The 15,233-nt window shown below is 70.0% G+C and carries 12 protein-coding genes; 6 read left to right on the top strand and 6 right to left on the bottom strand.

The annotated features are described in order from the left end of the window. Nucleotides 1-6 precede the first annotated feature (6 nt). From adh to AB0J78_RS22465, 5 genes are all read left to right on the top strand, one after another. Nucleotides 7-1,530 (top strand): aldehyde dehydrogenase, encoded by a 1,524-nt coding sequence (adh, locus tag AB0J78_RS22485; protein WP_363792035.1) that lies wholly within the window; start codon nt 7-9, stop codon nt 1,528-1,530. After that, entirely contained in the window at nt 1,530-1,904 is a 375-nt protein-coding gene (locus AB0J78_RS22480; RefSeq protein WP_207922138.1) for a DUF779 domain-containing protein, read from the top strand. Before adh ends, AB0J78_RS22480 begins: the two co-directional genes overlap by 1 nt. Before the next feature lie 241 nt (nt 1,905-2,145). After that, entirely contained in the window at nt 2,146-3,384 is a 1,239-nt protein-coding gene (locus AB0J78_RS22475; protein WP_363792033.1) for an iron-containing alcohol dehydrogenase, read from the top strand. Further along, a complete protein-coding gene (locus AB0J78_RS22470) occupies nt 3,381-4,751 on the top strand; it encodes a histidine kinase (protein ID WP_363792031.1) in 1,371 nt (456 codons plus the stop codon). Before AB0J78_RS22475 ends, AB0J78_RS22470 begins: the two co-directional genes overlap by 4 nt. Then, on the top strand, nt 4,748-5,416 hold the full coding sequence (locus AB0J78_RS22465; RefSeq protein WP_363792029.1) for a response regulator transcription factor: 669 nt from the start codon (nt 4,748-4,750) through the stop codon (nt 5,414-5,416). The genes AB0J78_RS22470 and AB0J78_RS22465 overlap by 4 nt, the downstream gene beginning before the upstream one ends. A gap of 141 nt (nt 5,417-5,557) precedes the next feature. Here the strand turns inward: AB0J78_RS22465 and mftM are convergent, their stop codons facing one another. The 4 genes from mftM to mdo form a co-directional block, all read right to left on the bottom strand. Next, a complete protein-coding gene (mftM, locus tag AB0J78_RS22460) occupies nt 5,558-6,463 on the bottom strand; it encodes a mycofactocin oligosaccharide methyltransferase MftM (protein ID WP_363792027.1) in 906 nt (301 codons plus the stop codon). Further along, nucleotides 6,460-7,977 (bottom strand): VWA domain-containing protein, encoded by a 1,518-nt coding sequence (locus tag AB0J78_RS22455; RefSeq protein WP_363792025.1) that lies wholly within the window; start codon nt 7,975-7,977, stop codon nt 6,460-6,462. Before AB0J78_RS22455 ends, mftM begins: the two co-directional genes overlap by 4 nt. 10 nt (nt 7,978-7,987) lie before the next feature. After that, complete coding sequence (locus tag AB0J78_RS22450; RefSeq protein ID WP_363792023.1) at nt 7,988-9,169, bottom strand: MoxR family ATPase; 1,182 nt, start codon at nt 9,167-9,169, stop codon at nt 7,988-7,990. 95 nt (nt 9,170-9,264) lie between these two features. After that, on the bottom strand, nt 9,265-10,557 hold the full coding sequence (gene mdo / locus AB0J78_RS22445) for an NDMA-dependent methanol dehydrogenase (RefSeq protein WP_363792021.1): 1,293 nt from the start codon (nt 10,555-10,557) through the stop codon (nt 9,265-9,267). A gap of 304 nt (nt 10,558-10,861) precedes the next feature. Between mdo and mftD the strand changes: the two genes are divergently transcribed. Continuing rightward, a complete protein-coding gene (gene mftD, locus AB0J78_RS22440) occupies nt 10,862-12,034 on the top strand; it encodes a pre-mycofactocin synthase MftD (protein ID WP_363792019.1) in 1,173 nt (390 codons plus the stop codon). 194 nt (nt 12,035-12,228) lie between these two features. Here the strand turns inward: mftD and AB0J78_RS22435 are convergent, their stop codons facing one another. Beyond that, the gene (locus tag AB0J78_RS22435; protein ID WP_363792017.1) at nt 12,229-13,677 is read right to left on the bottom strand and encodes a gluconate:H+ symporter; all 1,449 of its coding nucleotides are present in this window, start codon (nt 13,675-13,677) and stop codon (nt 12,229-12,231) included. A 218-nt stretch (nt 13,678-13,895) separates the two neighbouring features. Then, nucleotides 13,896-15,221 (bottom strand): enolase C-terminal domain-like protein, encoded by a 1,326-nt coding sequence (locus AB0J78_RS22430; protein ID WP_363792015.1) that lies wholly within the window; start codon nt 15,219-15,221, stop codon nt 13,896-13,898. Nucleotides 15,222-15,233: the final 12 nt, after the last annotated feature.

The following is a 15,233-nucleotide window of genomic DNA, read 5'->3' as shown; positions in this document are numbered from 1 at the left end:
CAACGCATGACCAAGTACGCAGCGCCGGGTACGCAGGGCAGCGTCGTGGCCTACGAATCCCGCTACGACCACTACATCGGCGGTGAGTACGTGGCCCCGGCCAAGGGCGGGTACTTCGCGAACCCGACGCCGGTGACCGGTGCGGACTTCACCGAGATCGCCCGGGGAACCGCCGACGACGTGGAGCGCGCGCTGGACGCCGCGCACGGCGCGGCGCCGGCCTGGGGCCGCACCTCGGTCGCCGAGCGGGCCAACGTGCTCAACCGGATCGCCGACCGCATGGAGGCGAACCTGGAACGGCTGGCCGTCGCCGAGAGCTGGGAGAACGGCAAACCGGTCCGCGAGACCCTGGCCGCCGACATCCCGCTGGCCATCGACCACTTCCGCTACTTCGCCGGAGCGATCCGCGCGCAGGAGGGGAGCCTCGGCGAGGTCGACGACAACACGGTGGCCTACCACTTCCACGAACCGCTGGGCGTGGTCGGCCAGATCATCCCGTGGAACTTCCCGATCCTGATGGCCGTCTGGAAGCTGGCGCCCGCGCTGGCCGCGGGCAACGCCGTGGTGCTCAAGCCGGCCGAGCAGACCCCGGCCTCGATCCACGTGCTGATCAGCATCATCGGCGATCTGCTGCCCGCGGGTGTGCTCAACGTGGTCAACGGCTTCGGCGTCGAGGCGGGCAAGCCGCTGGCCTCCAGCAACCGGATCGGCAAGATCGCCTTCACCGGTGAGACCACGACCGGGCGGCTGATCATGCAGTACGCCAGCGAGAACATCATCCCGGTAACGCTGGAGCTGGGCGGCAAGAGCCCGAACATCTTCTTCGACGACGTGGCCGCGGCCAACGACGCCTTCTACGACAAGGCGCTCGAAGGCTTCACGATGTTCGCGCTCAACCAGGGCGAGGTGTGCACCTGCCCGTCGCGGGCGCTGATCCAGAGCGGCATCTACGAGAGGTTCCTCGGCGAGGCCGTGGAGCGCACCAAGGCGGTCAAGCAGGGCAACCCGCTGGACACCGACACCATGATCGGCGCGCAGGCCAGCAACGACCAGCTGGAGAAGATCCTGTCCTACCTCGACATCGGCAAGCAGGAGGGCGCCAAGGTCCTCACCGGTGGCGAGCGCGCCGACCTCGGCGGCGAGCTCTCCGGCGGCTACTACGTGCAGCCGACGGTGTTCGAGGGCCACAACAAGATGCGGATCTTCCAGGAGGAGATCTTCGGCCCGGTCGTCTCGGTCGCTCGCTTCGACGACTACGCCGACGCGATCAAGACCGCCAACGACACCCTCTACGGCCTGGGTGCCGGGGTGTGGTCGCGCGACACCAACACCGCCTACCGCGCGGGTCGCGAGATCCAGGCCGGCCGGGTGTGGGTGAACAACTACCACGCCTACCCGGCGCACGCGGCCTTCGGCGGCTACAAGCAGTCCGGCATCGGCCGCGAGAACCACAAGATGATGTTGGAGCACTACCAGCAGACCAAGAACCTGCTGGTCAGCTACTCGCCCGACAAGCTGGGCTTCTTCTGATGGAGCCCGCCAGGGTCGCCGTGACACCGGAGGCGGCGCAGCTGCTGCGCCGCCTCCGGGCCGACCACGGCCCGCTGATGTTCCACCAGTCCGGCGGGTGCTGCGACGGCAGCGCCCCGATGTGCTACCCGGCGGGGGAGTTCCGCACCGGCGGCTCGGATGTGCACCTCGGAGACCTGGAGGTGGACGGGGAGGCGGTTCCGGTGTGGATGTCGGCGGCGCAGCACGAGTACTGGAAGCACACGCACCTGACCATCGACGTCGTGCGCGGCCGGGGCAGCGGGTTCTCGCTGGAGGCCCCCGAGGGGGTCCGGTTCCTGATCCGCTCCCGGTTGCTCACCGACGACGAGCTGGAGGCGTTCGGCCTCGCCTGATCGGCGGCGTCGTTCTCAGGGGGGCGATGTCGGGGCCTGCCCCACCGGGTGGGCCCCGCTCGCGCCCTCACCGCGCGCACGCGCGTCCCCGGTCAGTGGAAATCTGGTCGACGGTGGTTCGCGGTGTGGTTCAGGTCACTTTTCGGACTAGGATGGGTCGGGGTTCGGCTCGTCGGCCCGAACGGTGATCGTCGAGGTCCGAGCCGCGCACACCCCCGCCCCGGTGCCTGGAGGATGCCTGATGACAGTGCGAAGCCGGGTGCCCAGCTCGCGCGAACCAGCGGTCGCCGAGCTGGCCGGACCGCAGATCACGCCGCTGAGCGGCGGCTCGCCCGGGCTGGCGAAGTTTCACGTCCCGGAGGTCGTGTTCGGGCCCGGCGCGCTGGCCGAGCTCGGGCACTGCGCGCGGCGGCTGGGCGCGCGCCGCCCGTTCCTGGTCACCGACGGCGGCGTCGCCGAAGCCCGGTGGGCCGCCGAAGCCGCCGAGCACCTCGACGCGGTCGGGTTGAAGGCCGTCGTGTGGGACGCCGTCACGCCCAACCCCAAGGACCACGAGGTCGAGGCCGCGCACCAGCGCTACGCCGAATCCGGTGCCGACGTGATCGTCGGCGTCGGCGGCGGTTCGGTGATCGACGCGGCCAAGGGCGTGGCGATCCTCTCCGGCAACGGGGGCCGGATCCTGGACTACGAAGGCGTGGACCAGGTGGTGAACCCGATCCCGCCGCTGGTCATGGCGCCGTCGACGTCGGGGACCGGTGCCGACGTCTCGCAGTTCGCGATCATCACCGACACCGCGAACGCCACCAAGATCACCATCCTCAGCCGCGCCCTCGTCCCCGAGATCTCGGTGGTCGACCCGCGGCTGCTGACCAGCATGCCGGACTGGCTCAACGCCGCCACCGGCCTGGACGCGCTCACCCACGCCATCGAGTCCTACGTCTCCCGCGCGCACAACACGCTCACCGAGCAGCACTCGCTGCACGCCGCGAAGCTCATCACCGGCAACCTCGCCCGCACCCTGTTCCGCCCCACCGAGGCCGAACCGCGCGTGGCCATGGCGCAGGGTGCGCTGGAAGCCGGGATGGCCTTCACCAACGCCATCCTCGGCGCCACCCACGCCATGAGCCACCAGGTCGGCGGGCTGCTCGACGCCCCGCACGGGGTGATCAACGGGGTGCTGCTGCCGCACGTGATCCGCTTCAACGCCGAGACGGACCCCTCGCGCTACGTGCCGCTGGCCGCGGCGATCGGGATCGACACGGCAGGAGTTCCCCCCTTCGAGGTCGCCTTCGCCCTCGCCGACCGGGTGCGGGAACTGGCCGACGTCGTCGGCGTCCCGCAGACGCTGCGCTCGCTCGGGGTGTCCGATGTGGACATCCCGGTGCTGACTCGCAACACGCTCAAGGACGCCTGCCTGACGACGAATCCGCGCGAAGCGCGGGCGACCGACATCGCGGCGCTGTTCCGGGCGGCGCTGTGAGCGGTGATGCCGGGACCTCAGGCGGCGACTTCGGCGACGACCTCGGCGTCCTGACCGGGCTGCGCTCCGGCAAGCGCTCGTTCTACCCGGAGTACGTGCGCTCCGCCGAACGCCTCGAATGCGCCGTGCAGGCGCTCGACCGCATCTCCCGCGCGCTGGTGCGCACCGTCGAAGGCCCCCGCACGCTCGTCGAAGCCGTGGTGCGCGCCGCCGCCGAACACCTCCAGGCCGACCGGCTGCTGGTGGGCATCGCCGACGGAGCCCTGCGCGCGGCCCGGCCGCGGTTCCTGCTGCTGCACCGCGGCGAACTCGTCGACGACGAGGACCACCTGCCGCCCGAGGCGCGCGAGCAGCTCGACGTGATCCGAACCCGGCCGTGGGAGATCGAACTCGCCCCCGACGGCCCCGGCTGGGTCCGGGCGCCGATGACCCTCGACGACGAGCCGGTCGGAGGCATCGTCGGCTGGCCGGGCGACGTGCAGGTCGCCGACACCGACCTGGCGATCATGCGGGTGCTGGCGAACCAGGCCGCGGTCGCCGTGCACAACTCGTTCCTGTTCCATGCCGCGGCTCAGCTGCGCGGGCGCACCGAGCAGCTCTCCGAGGCCGCCGCCCAGCAGGCCAGGGACCTCGCCGCCCGCAACGCCGAACTGCAGGAGACCCAGCGGCGCCTCGTGGAGGCCATGCAGCGCCAGGCCCTCGACGACGAACGCCACCGCATCGCCCGCGAGCTGCACGACACCGTCACCCAGTACGTCCTCAGCGCCGGCATGACCGTCGAGGTGTGCCGCTCCGAACTCGCCGAGATGGGCCCGGAAGCCGAGCAGGTCGCGGAGAAGCTCGCACCTGCCAAGGGGCTCACCCAGCAGGCCGTGGAACGCCTGCGCGCGGCGATCTACGCGCTGCACCACGGCGCCGAGGAACCCCCGGGCTCGCTGCCGGTCCTGCTCAAGCAGCTGTCCACCGTGCACCTGTCCAGCGAGTTGAAGGTGGAGGTGCGGGTGGCGGGCAGTCCCGCTCCGCTGCGACCGGAGGACGAGAGCTCCATCCTGCGGCTCACCGGCGAGGCGCTGTTCAACGTCGTCTCGCACGCCGGAGCCAGCCGTGCCGTCGTGCAGCTCGTCTACCAGCAGCAGCAGTTGAGGCTGACGATCTCCGACGACGGGACGGGCGATCCCGCGCAGCTGCGGCGATCGCTGAAGCTGTCCTCGGCGACCGACCTGGCGGGCCGGCACCGCGGCCTGGCCAACATGGCCGCCCGCGCGCAGGAACTCGGCGGGACGCTGGGCATCCGCCGTTCGCGGATGGGCGGCGTCGCGCTGCAGCTGCGGGTGCCGCTGTCCTCGACCCATGAGGTGATGCCATGACCCCGCCGGTGCCCGACCAGCGCACATCGTGCGGACAGGTGCGGATCGTGCTCGTCGACGATCACGCGATCGTCCGGCACGGCCTGCGCTCGGTGCTCGAACGCGAGGAGGACCTGCACGTGGTCGGCGAGGCCGCCACCGCTGCCGAGGCGATCGACGTGGTCGCCGCCGCCCGCCCGCACGTCGTGCTGCTGGACCTCAAGCTCTCCACCGGCGACAGCACCGAGGGGCTGCACCTGTGCGGGCAGCTCACCGAGCTGCACCCGGGACTCGGGGTGCTGGTGCTGACGACGTTCCTCGACGGCGGGCTGGTCGTCGAGGCCATCCACCGCGGTGCGCGGGGTTACGTCGTCAAGGACGTCGACACCACCGAGCTCGTCCGCTCCATCCGCGCCGTGGCCCGCCGGGAGAGCTCCTTCGACTCCCGCTCGGCCGCGGCCATGGTCGAATCGATGAACTCGCCGTCGAGCGATCCGCGCCTGACCGAACGGGAGCTCATCGTCCTGCGCCAACTGGCCCACGGGCTCAGCAACCGCGACATCGGAGCGAAGCTCTTCATCTCCGAAACCACGGTCAAGTTCCACGTCCGCAACATCATGCGCAAGCTCACCGCCACCAGCCGCGCCGAAGCCGTCTACGAAGCCAGCAAGCTCCACCTCATCTGACGAATCTCCCCGGCCCCGAATCCACAAGAAAGCCCACCTGACCAGTGCGGACACGCTCGACCGCAGGGCGGGATTCGAATTTCGCGCGAAATTCGAGCCGCCCGAACACGTCTCGAATTTCGCGCGAAATTCGAATCGGGGTCAGGGGGACGTGCGGATCTCGAGCCAGCCTCCGTGGTGGTTGGTCACTTCGTAGGGGTGTCCCGTGCTGTCGCCGAGGTGGTGGAGGTCAGTGGGGGTGTAGGTGCGGACGTGGCCGAAGGCCGCGGTGGGCTCGTCCTCGTAGGGGACGGCGATGATCACGCGGCGTCGGGCGAGGCGGAGCGCTTCGGCGAGGACCGCGTCTCCCCGGCCGGGTTCCAGGTGTTCGAGCAGGTGCATGGCCGTCACCGTGTCCACGGCGCCGTCGGGCAGCGGGACCTGGGCGGCATCGCAGACCAGCGTGGGCATGCGATGACCTCGGGTGGCCGCGACCGTCTCCAGCAGGCGCATGCTGCCGGGGGCCAGGTCGGAGGCGATGACCGAGTGCTCGCCCCGTTCGGCGAACAGCAGCGGCAGGAACCCGAAGCACGAGCCCAGGTCCAGCACCCGTCCGGGCGGGGCGAGCCGCAGGACCCGCCGGTACAGCGGGGCGAAGTCGGCGATGGAGGAGTGCGGCGCGCACCCCGCCGGAGCCGACCAGCACTCCCGGATGCGCGAGAGGGTGTTGTCGTAGAACGTCGTCCACGCCCGCAGCGGGTCGTCGATCACCGACTGCACCACCTCGGTGAACACCCGCTCGAAGACCTCGACGCCGCTGAGCCAGCCGGGCGCGAACAGCTCGTCGGCGAGGACGCCCGCCAGGTTGTTGTCCAGCTGATCGGGCCGCAACCAGTGGCTGATCTCCATCCGGTGATCGCGCCGGTGCAGGCAGAAGTGCCCGGTGCGGGTCACCTGCACGCGCGCGTCGCACGGCGCGTCGTGCCGGGAGACGGTGACCAGCGGGTCGCGGCCGTGCGGTGCCAGCGGATCGATGTGGTGCAGCGCCGAGCGCTCTCCCGCGCTCACCGCCCGGTCACCTCCGTCGCGATGGACTCGGCCGCCTTCGCCAGACCTGAGAGGTCGCGCACCACCTGCACCCGGTCGCAGTGGTCGGCGTAGTCCGGCAGGTCGCAGCGCCCCAGCCGCCACGAGTAGCGCGGTTCCGGGGTGAGCCAGATGGTTTCCCGCGACCGGCGCGCGATCTCGGCCAGCGCCTCGACGTTCGGGTCGTTGCCGTTGCCGCGCCCGTCACCGAGGATCAGCACGGTGGTCCGGCGGTTGAGGCTGTTGCCGAACTCCTCGAGGAAGGCCGCGAAAGTGGCGCCGTAGTCGGAGTTCCCGTCCACGTCGAGGACCCCGCCCTGCGGCAGCCCGTCGAAGACCAGCCCGAGCGCGCGCTCCAAGGGATGATCGGTGAACAGCTCCGAGATCTCCACCGGATCGTCGACGAACGCGAACGTGCGGACCTGCGTGAACAGCGACTGCAGCCCGTGCACCAGGTGCAGCGTGAAGCGCGCGGTGGAACGCACCGACAGCGACACGTCGGCCAGCACGATCAACCGCGGCTTGTCCTCCGCCCGCGTCACGGTGACCGGCCGGAACGGGACGCCGTCGTAGCGCATGTTGCGCCGCATCGTGCGAGCCGGATGCACCCTGCCGCGCGGGGTGTTGCGGCGCTTGCTGGTCGGCGCGCCGCGCAGGCTGTGCACGATCCGGCGCAGCGACTCCTCCAGCTGCTGCCGCTCGCCCTCGTCGACGCGGTCGAGCCGGCCGGTGGTGACCTCGCGGGACTCCTTGGCCGTGCGCTCCAGCTCGGCGAGCTTGGCCAGGTGCTGCTTGAGCAGTTCGGGCAGGTTCTCCAACACCCCGGTGAGCTGCCCGCGCGGCGTCGAATCGGGTTCCTCGTCGTCGGCGAGCCAGTCCAGCAGCGTCTGCTCCTCGGCGATGCTCAGCCGGGTGTCGATGCGGTGACCGGTGTGCTCGGCCAGCGATCCGGGCGTGCCCGCGTTGTGCAGGTGCTCGGTCTCCAGCTGCACCGACGGCACCGATCCGCCTCCCGTGCTGCTGTTGTCGCTGGAGAACACCACCTCGTCGGTCATCGACGCGAGGTCGATCTTGTTGCTCTCCTGGTGCAGGTTGTACTGCTGGGCCATGTCCTCGGGATCGAAGTAGTCCCGGATATCGGCTGGTTTGGCGTGGGTGTGGCCCTCCTGCGGCGTGTCGGCGGGTTCCTCGGAGACGGTGAACGACTGGAGCTCGCCGGTGTCGGAGAGGTCGTCGTGCTCGTGGGTGTGCTCGTGCTCGTGGTCGTCGGGAACGACACGTCGCAACGTGAAGAAGGCGTCGAAGACCTCGTCGAAGATCTCCTCGTCGCGCCGGTCCTTGATCATCGCGACCTTCAGGGCGTCGCGCAGCGCGTCGCGGTCGTCGAGCATCCCGGGCTGGGCGGCGCAGCGCATCGCGTCGGTGGCCTCGGACACCGAGATGCGGATGCCGAACAGGCGCAGCAGGCGGACGAACCGGTGCAGAGCTGATTCCACGGCCCGCTCCTCACGACTTGCGCCGGGTCACCGATGAGAACGAGCGATGTCCCTGACCGCCCGTCGGCCGTCGGCCGGAATCGGTGGAACCTGGTGCGCCGTAGTAGGAATCGTCGTGCCGTCCGGGTGCGTCCTTGGCCGCGCGCACCTCCCGGCCGTCGACCTCGCCGTGGTCGTGGTCATGCCCATGTCCGTGACCGTGGCCATGTCCGTGCCCGTGGGCCGGCAGCTGTTGCGGGATGTCGCGGTTCGGGTCCGCCATGTGCCCGATGACGTCGAGCGCCTGGTGCAGGTCGCGCTCGTACTTCACGACCACGTTCACCGTCTCGGCCAGCACGTCCGAGCCGAGTTCGTCGGCGCCGAGGACCGCCAGGGTGCGGGCCCAGTCGATGGTCTCGGAGATCGACGGGGCCTTGCGCAGCTTCAGCGCCCGCAGCTGCCGCACCACCGAAACCAGCTCCTCGGCCAGGTTCTCCGGCAGGCCGGTGTTCTTGGAGCGGACGATCTCCAACTCGCGGTCGTGATCCGGGTAGTCCAGGAAGAGGTGCAGGCAGCGGCGCTTCAGCGCCGCCGACAGGTCGCGCGTGTTGTTGGAGGTCAGCACCACGTACGGCGGAGTCGTCGCGGTGTAGGTGCCGACCTCGGGAACCGACACCTGGAACTCCGCCAGGCATTCCAGCAGCACCGCTTCCAGCGACTCGTCGGCCCGGTCCACCTCGTCGACCAGCAGGACCGCAGGCTGATCACCGCGGATGGCCTCCAGCAGCGGCCGCGCGGCCAGGAACCGGTCGGAGAAGAACACGCTGTCCTGCGCGCCGATCCGGTCGATCGCGGTGGACAGGTCCGGTGCGTCGGCGATGATCTCGCCGATCTTGTCCCGCAGCATCTGCGTGTAGAGCAGCTGCTTGCCGTAGTCCCACTCGTAGAGCGCCTTGCTCTCGTCCTGGCCCTCGTAGCACTGCAACCGCAGCAGCCTCCGGCCGGTGGCTGCCGCCAGCGTCTTGGCGAGTTCGGTCTTGCCGACGCCCGCAGGGCCTTCCAGCAGCAGCGGTTTGTCCAACCTGGACTGGAGGTAGACGGTGGTGGCCAGCCTGCGATCGGCGATGTAGCCGTGCTCGCCGAATCGGCTGATCACCTCCTCCACCGACTCGAAGGGCTTGTCGCCGGGCTGATCCGCGATGTCGTCGAGCACTGCGATACCTCCGGAATTCGAGCGGTGCGGTGGTGGGAAGGCCGTGATGCCGCGCGGTCGGATGGCGCGACACCACGGCCGGTCCGGGGGAGGGATCAGGTCAGCAGGTCGTCCAGATCCCCGGTCATGCAGTGCTCGACCACCGGGCGCACGGTGTCGAAGGTGCACTCCTTGGCGTTGCCCGGGGTGCAGGCGTCGCCGAGGACGTGATTGGTGATGCGGTCGACGTCGCCGGAGTCGCCCTTGATCTCCTTGGCCTGCTCGTAGAACTTCGTCGGGCCCTGACCGAGCCGGTTCTTCGAGTAGCTGTCGGCGTTGACGTCGACGAACCGCTCCGGGATGCCCACGTCGCGCAGCAGCCGGATCGCGGCGTTGAGCGCGGCGTCGGCCGCCTGCGGGTCGGTCATGCCGTGCGTGTCGATGCCCATCGCCTCGGCGATGTCGGCGAAGCGCTTGTAGGCCACCGGCATGTTGAACGCCCACACGCGCGGCAGCGCGACGGCGTTGTTGAGCCCGTGGTGGGTGTCGTAGAAGGCGCTCACGGCGTGCGAGATCGAGTGGATGATGCCCAGACCGCCCGAGTTGAACGCCTGCGCGGCGATGTACTGCGCGTACATCATGCCCTCGCGGCCGGGCAGGTCCTGGCCGTTCCACACCGCCTGGCGCAGGTTCTGGGCGGTCAGCTTGATCGCGTGCAACGCGTTGCCCAGCGACGGCGGGAAGTTCAGCCGCGACACGTAGGGCTCGGAGGCGTGCGCGAGCACGTCGAAACCGCACTGCGCGGTGTAGTCGACCGGGCAGTCGTAGTAGAGCACCGGGTCGTCGACGGCCAGCGAGGTCACCGAGTTGTCGTCGAAGGCGACGTACTTGTGCGGGTTGCCGGGGTCGGTGGTGGTGTCGGTGATGACGTAGGCCCAGGACGTCTCCGAACCCGTGCCCGCCGTGGTGGACACCGCGATGTGCGGCGGGTTCTTCGGGTTCTCGGACTTGTTGAAGCCCTCGAACTCGTTGACGTTGCGGCCGTCGTGGGCCACCGAGATCCGCGCGCCCTTGCAGGCGTCGTGCGAGGAGCCGCCACCGATCGACACGAACGAGTCGCAGTGGTTCTCCTGGTACATCGCGACGGAGTCCATCACGTTGTAGTCCTTGGGATTGGACTCGACCTGGTCGTAGACCACCACTTCCAGGCCGTGGTAGCGCATCGATTCGACGATCTTGTGCACGATGTCGGTGCCGCGCAGACCGGAGGTCATCACCAGGGTCTTCTTGAAGCCCAGCTTGAGCGCCTCCGGGCCGATCATCTCGTGCGAGCCAGGTCCCAGCAGGGCGCGGGGGAACGGGTGGAACTCCTTGATCGGGAACGGCTTGAGCAGCTCATCGACCTGCATGTGCTGTCCTTTCCACGCGCGTCGTTGCACGTTGCTCTCCGGCCGGGCGAGGGAGCGCCCGGACGGTTCCGGGGGACGTCGGCGTCGAACCCGGCCATGCCCCGGAAGCTAGTGCCCCACGTCACGCGGGGAGAACGGCTGCGACCCAAGACCCCTCATCCGAGAACCCGGTTCCGGACGAACGGGGAGGACGGCACCCGTCCGTTCGGACAGGTACCCCCACCGGACCCGTTCGAACGGACGGGTGGGGGTGGACCCGGTCGCACGGTGCTCGCGGTGGCTTCTGGCCCTAGCGTGGTGCGGCATGGCGGAGTGGTTCGAAACAGTGGCGGAGGCGCACCGGCGCGCCCGCAGACGACTGCCCAGGTCGGTGTACCTGGCATTGGTGGCGGGCAGCGAACGCGGCGCCACGCTCGACGACAACATCAGGGCCTTCGGCGAGCTCGGCTTCGCGCCGCGCGTGGCGGACCTGCCGGCCCAGCGGGACATGTCCACGACCGTGATGGGGCAGGATCTGTCACTCCCGGTGCTGGTCTCGCCGACCGGCGTGCAGGCCGTGCACCCGGAGGGCGAGGTCGCGGTCGCGCGGGCGGCGGCCGAGGTGGGCACGGCGATCGGCTTGTCCTCGTTCGCCAGCCGGTCCGTCGAGGACGTGGCCGAGGCCAACCCGAAGACGTTGTTCCAGGTCTACTGGGTGGGCGACCGGGAGAAGGTGCTGGCCCGCGCCGAACGCGCCCGAGCCGCCGGAGCGAAGGGCCTCATCGTCACGCTCGACTGGTGCTTCGCCACCGGGCGCGACTGGGGGAGTCCCCCGATCCCGGAGAAGCTGGACCTGCGCACGAAGCTGAGCTTCGCCCCGCAGGGACTGCTGCGGCCCCGGTGGCTGCGCGGGTTCCTGCGGCACGGGTTGCCCGATCTGACCACGCCGAACATGGTGCCGCGCGGCGAGACCGCGCCGACCTTCTTCGGCGCCTACGGCGAGTGGATGTTCACCCCGCCCCCTACCTGGGAGGACATCGCCTGGTTGCGGGAGCGCTGGGGCGGGCCGTTCATGATCAAGGGCATCACGCATCCCGACGACGCCCGCCGCGCCCGCGACATCGGCGCCACGGCGATCTCGGTGTCCAACCACGGCGGCAACAACCTCGACTCCACGCCGGCCACCATCCGGCTCCTCCCCGCGATCGCCGACGCCGTCGGCGACGACGTGGAAGTCCTGCTGGACGGCGGAATCCGGCGAGGCAGCGATGTCGTCAAGGCGCTCGCGCTGGGCGCTCGGGCCGTCCTCATCGGCCGCGCCTACCTGTGGGGCCTCGCGGCCGAGGGCCAAGCCGGGGTCCGCAACGTCTTCGACATCCTCCGGTCCGGCATCGACTCCTCCCTCCTGGCCCTCGCCCGCCCCTCGATCGACGAACTCACCCTCGAAGACCTCATCATCCCGAGGGATTTCACCCGGCACCCCGTGTCCGAGCACTGACCCGCGCGGTCCCCGACACGGCACACCACGTCACCTTCCCGGATGGAGTTCCCGGTTTCAGTGGAAGTCGGAACCCCGATTTCCACTGAAATCCGGTGCTCGTGACGGGACCACGTCGATGGGGGATGCGGTGACTCCGGTGTCCCGCCCTCGGGGAACGGGGCACCGGAGCCGTGGGGTTAGGGGTGGGTGGATCAGGTGAGGGAGAGGGCCGCGCTGAGGGCTGCTGCGATGAGGAACGCCGTGCCGCCCATGAAGGTCTCCATGAGGGTCCAGCTCTTGAGGGTGGTGCGGATGTCGATGTTCATGTAGCGGTTGAACAGCCAGAAGCCCGAGTCGTTGACGTGCGAGAGCACGGTGCCGCCCGCGGCGACCGCGACCACGACCAGGGCGATCTCCGGTTGGGAGAGCCCGAGCTCGCCGATCAGGGGAGCCACGATCGGCGCGGTGGTCACGATCGCGACCGTCTTGGACCCCAGCGCCACGCGCAGTGCGGTGGCGATCAGGAACGCCAGCACCACCACCGGCAACGACGTGCCGCCCAGCAGGTCGGCGAGCGCCTGACCGGCACCGGTCGCCTCCAGGACCGCGCCGAACACCCCACCGGCTCCGGTGACCAGCAGGACCAGCGCCACCGGTCCCAGGGACGCGGAGGCGGCCTTCTCGATGCGCTCCATCGAGAAGCCGCCGCGCAGCCCCAGCACCCAGAACGACAGCAGCGTTGCGACGGTCAGCGCGATCACCGGAGCGCCGATGAAGGTCAGCACATCGCGGACCGCTCCCTCCGGGAGCACGACCTCGGCGAAGGTGTTGAACATGATCAGCACGACCGGCAGCAGGATCACCCCGACCGTCACCCGCAGCGACGGCGGAGCCTGCGTCGTCACGCCGCCACCGGAGGTCCCGGCCTGCTCGCGGGCCTCGCCCAGCAGTTGCGTGGGAACGGGCGTGCCCAGCTTGTCACCGACGCGCGTGCCGAAGAGGTACGCGCCGACGAACCACGCGGGAAGTCCGCAGATCAGGCCCATGATCGTGACCCAGCCGAGGTTCGCGCCCAGCAGTCCGGCCGCGGCCACCGGACCGGGGTGCGGCGGCAGCACGGCGTGCATGATGGCCAGACCACCGACGGCGGGCAGCGCGATGCTGATCACCGAACGGCCGGAGCGCTGCGCCACCGAGTAGATCAGCGGCAGCAGGATGATGAACCCGACGTCGAAGAACACCGGGATTCCGAAGATCAGCGCGGTCAACCCGACCGCCAGCGGAGCTCGGCGCTCGCCGAACGCCGCCAGCAGCCGACCGGACAGCACCTCGGAGGCTCCGGACTCCTGGATCAACCGGCCGAGCATCGCGCCCAGGGCGACGATGATCGCGATCTCGCCGAGGGTTTCGCCCATCCCGTCTTCGAGCAGGCCGGGGATCTCGGTGGGGCTGATGCCGGCGACCGCCGCCACCGCCACGCTGACCACCAGCAGGGCGACGAACGCGTGCAGCTTGGCCTTGATCACCAGCAGCAGGAGCAGTGCGATCCCGCCGGCCACGAGCAGCAGCAGCGCCCAGGGCGGCAGCGTCCACGCGGTCTCCGGTGCCTCATCGGCGGCCAGGGTGATCGCGCTGGGTAAGTCCATCGATCTGGCAGGCATCGTTGCCTTCCTTCATCAGGGTGCACTCCATCGGGCGACTGAGGAACGGAATACCGCCGTTCTCCGGAACGCGAAAACCGCAGTAATCCGCCCCCGGAAAACCCCGGTAATCAGGTTCCGGAAAACCGCAGTAATCGGGGTCCGGAAAACCGCAGCAATCGGGGTCTGGGGTCTGGGTTTTTGGGGCGTGGGTCTTGAGCTTTTGTGGTGTTGGTGGGTCAGGTTCGGTCGAGGGCTGGGCGTTTGGGGTCGAAGGTCCAGCCCGGGATGAGGTACTGCATGGCCGCGGCGTCGTCTCGGGAGCCGAGGCCGTGCTCGAGGTAGAGCTCGTGGGCCGCCCGAACCCGGTCCTCGTCGAGTTCGACGCCGAGTCCCGTAGCGGTGGGAACCGGCAGCAGGCCCTCGGAGATGCGCAGCGGCTCGCGGGTCAGCCGCTGGCCGTCCTGCCAGATCCAGTGCGTGTCGATCGCGGTGATCTCACCCGGTGCCGCCGCCGCGACGTGGGTGAACATCGCCAATGAGACGTCGAAGTGGTTGTTGGAGTGCGACCCCCACGTCAGTCCCCAGTCGTGGCAGAACTGCGCCACGCGCACCGAGCCGCTCATGGTCCAGAAGTGCGGATCGGCCAGCGGGATGTCCACGGCGTTCGCGCGCACCGCGTGCCCCAGCTGCCGCCAGTCGGTGGCGATCATGTTGGTGGCGGTGGGAAGCCCGGTGGCACGGCGGAACTCGGCCATGGTCTCCCGGCCGGAGTAGCCGCCCTCCGCGCCGCACGGGTCCTCCGCGTAGGCGAGCACGTCGCGCAGCCCGCGACCGACCTCGATCGCCTCGGACAGCAGCCAGCCCCCGTTGGGGTCCAACGTGATTCGCGCGTCGCCGAACCGCTCGGCGAGCGCGGTGACCGCCTCGGCCTCCTGCCGGGCGGGCAGCACGCCGCCCTTGAGCTTGAAGTCGCGGAATCCGTAGCGCTCGCGTGCCGCCTCGGCCAGCCGCACCACCGATTCCGGGGTCAGGGCCTCCTCGTGCCGCAGCCGCGTCCAGTCGTCGGTGCCGTCCTCGGGGGTGAGGTAGGGCAGGTCGGTCTTGGTGCGGTCGCCGACGAAGAACAGGTAGCCCAGCACCGGGACTTCGGCCCGCTGCTGCCCGTCACCGAGCAGTTCGGCCACCGGCACGCCGAGGTGCTTGCCGAGCAGGTCCAGCATCGCCGACTCGATCGCGGTCACCGCGTGCACGGTGACGCGCAGGTCGAAGGTCTGCGCGCCGCGCCCGCCGACGTCGCGGTCGGCGAAGCGGGCGTGCACTGCGCGCAGCACCGAACGGAGTCGTGCCACCGGCTGCCCGACGACCAGCTCCGCCGAGTCCTCCAGCGTCGAGCGGATCGGTTCCCCGCCGGGCACCTCGCCGACGCCGGTGCGCCCGTCGGAATCGGTGAGCACCAGCAGGTTCCGGGTGAAGAACGGCGCGTGCGCGCCGCTGAGGTTGAGCAGCATGCTGTCGTGCCCGGCGACCGGGATCACGCGCATCTGGGAGATCACGGGTGTCATGTTCGCTCTCCG

Origin of the sequence: Saccharopolyspora sp. NPDC049426, from assembly GCF_040676935.1 — a bacterium.
Classification (GTDB): Bacteria; Actinomycetota; Actinomycetes; order Mycobacteriales; family Pseudonocardiaceae; genus Saccharopolyspora.
Note: the sequence above shows the minus strand (reverse complement) of the source record. Positions and strands in the feature narration are given on the sequence as shown.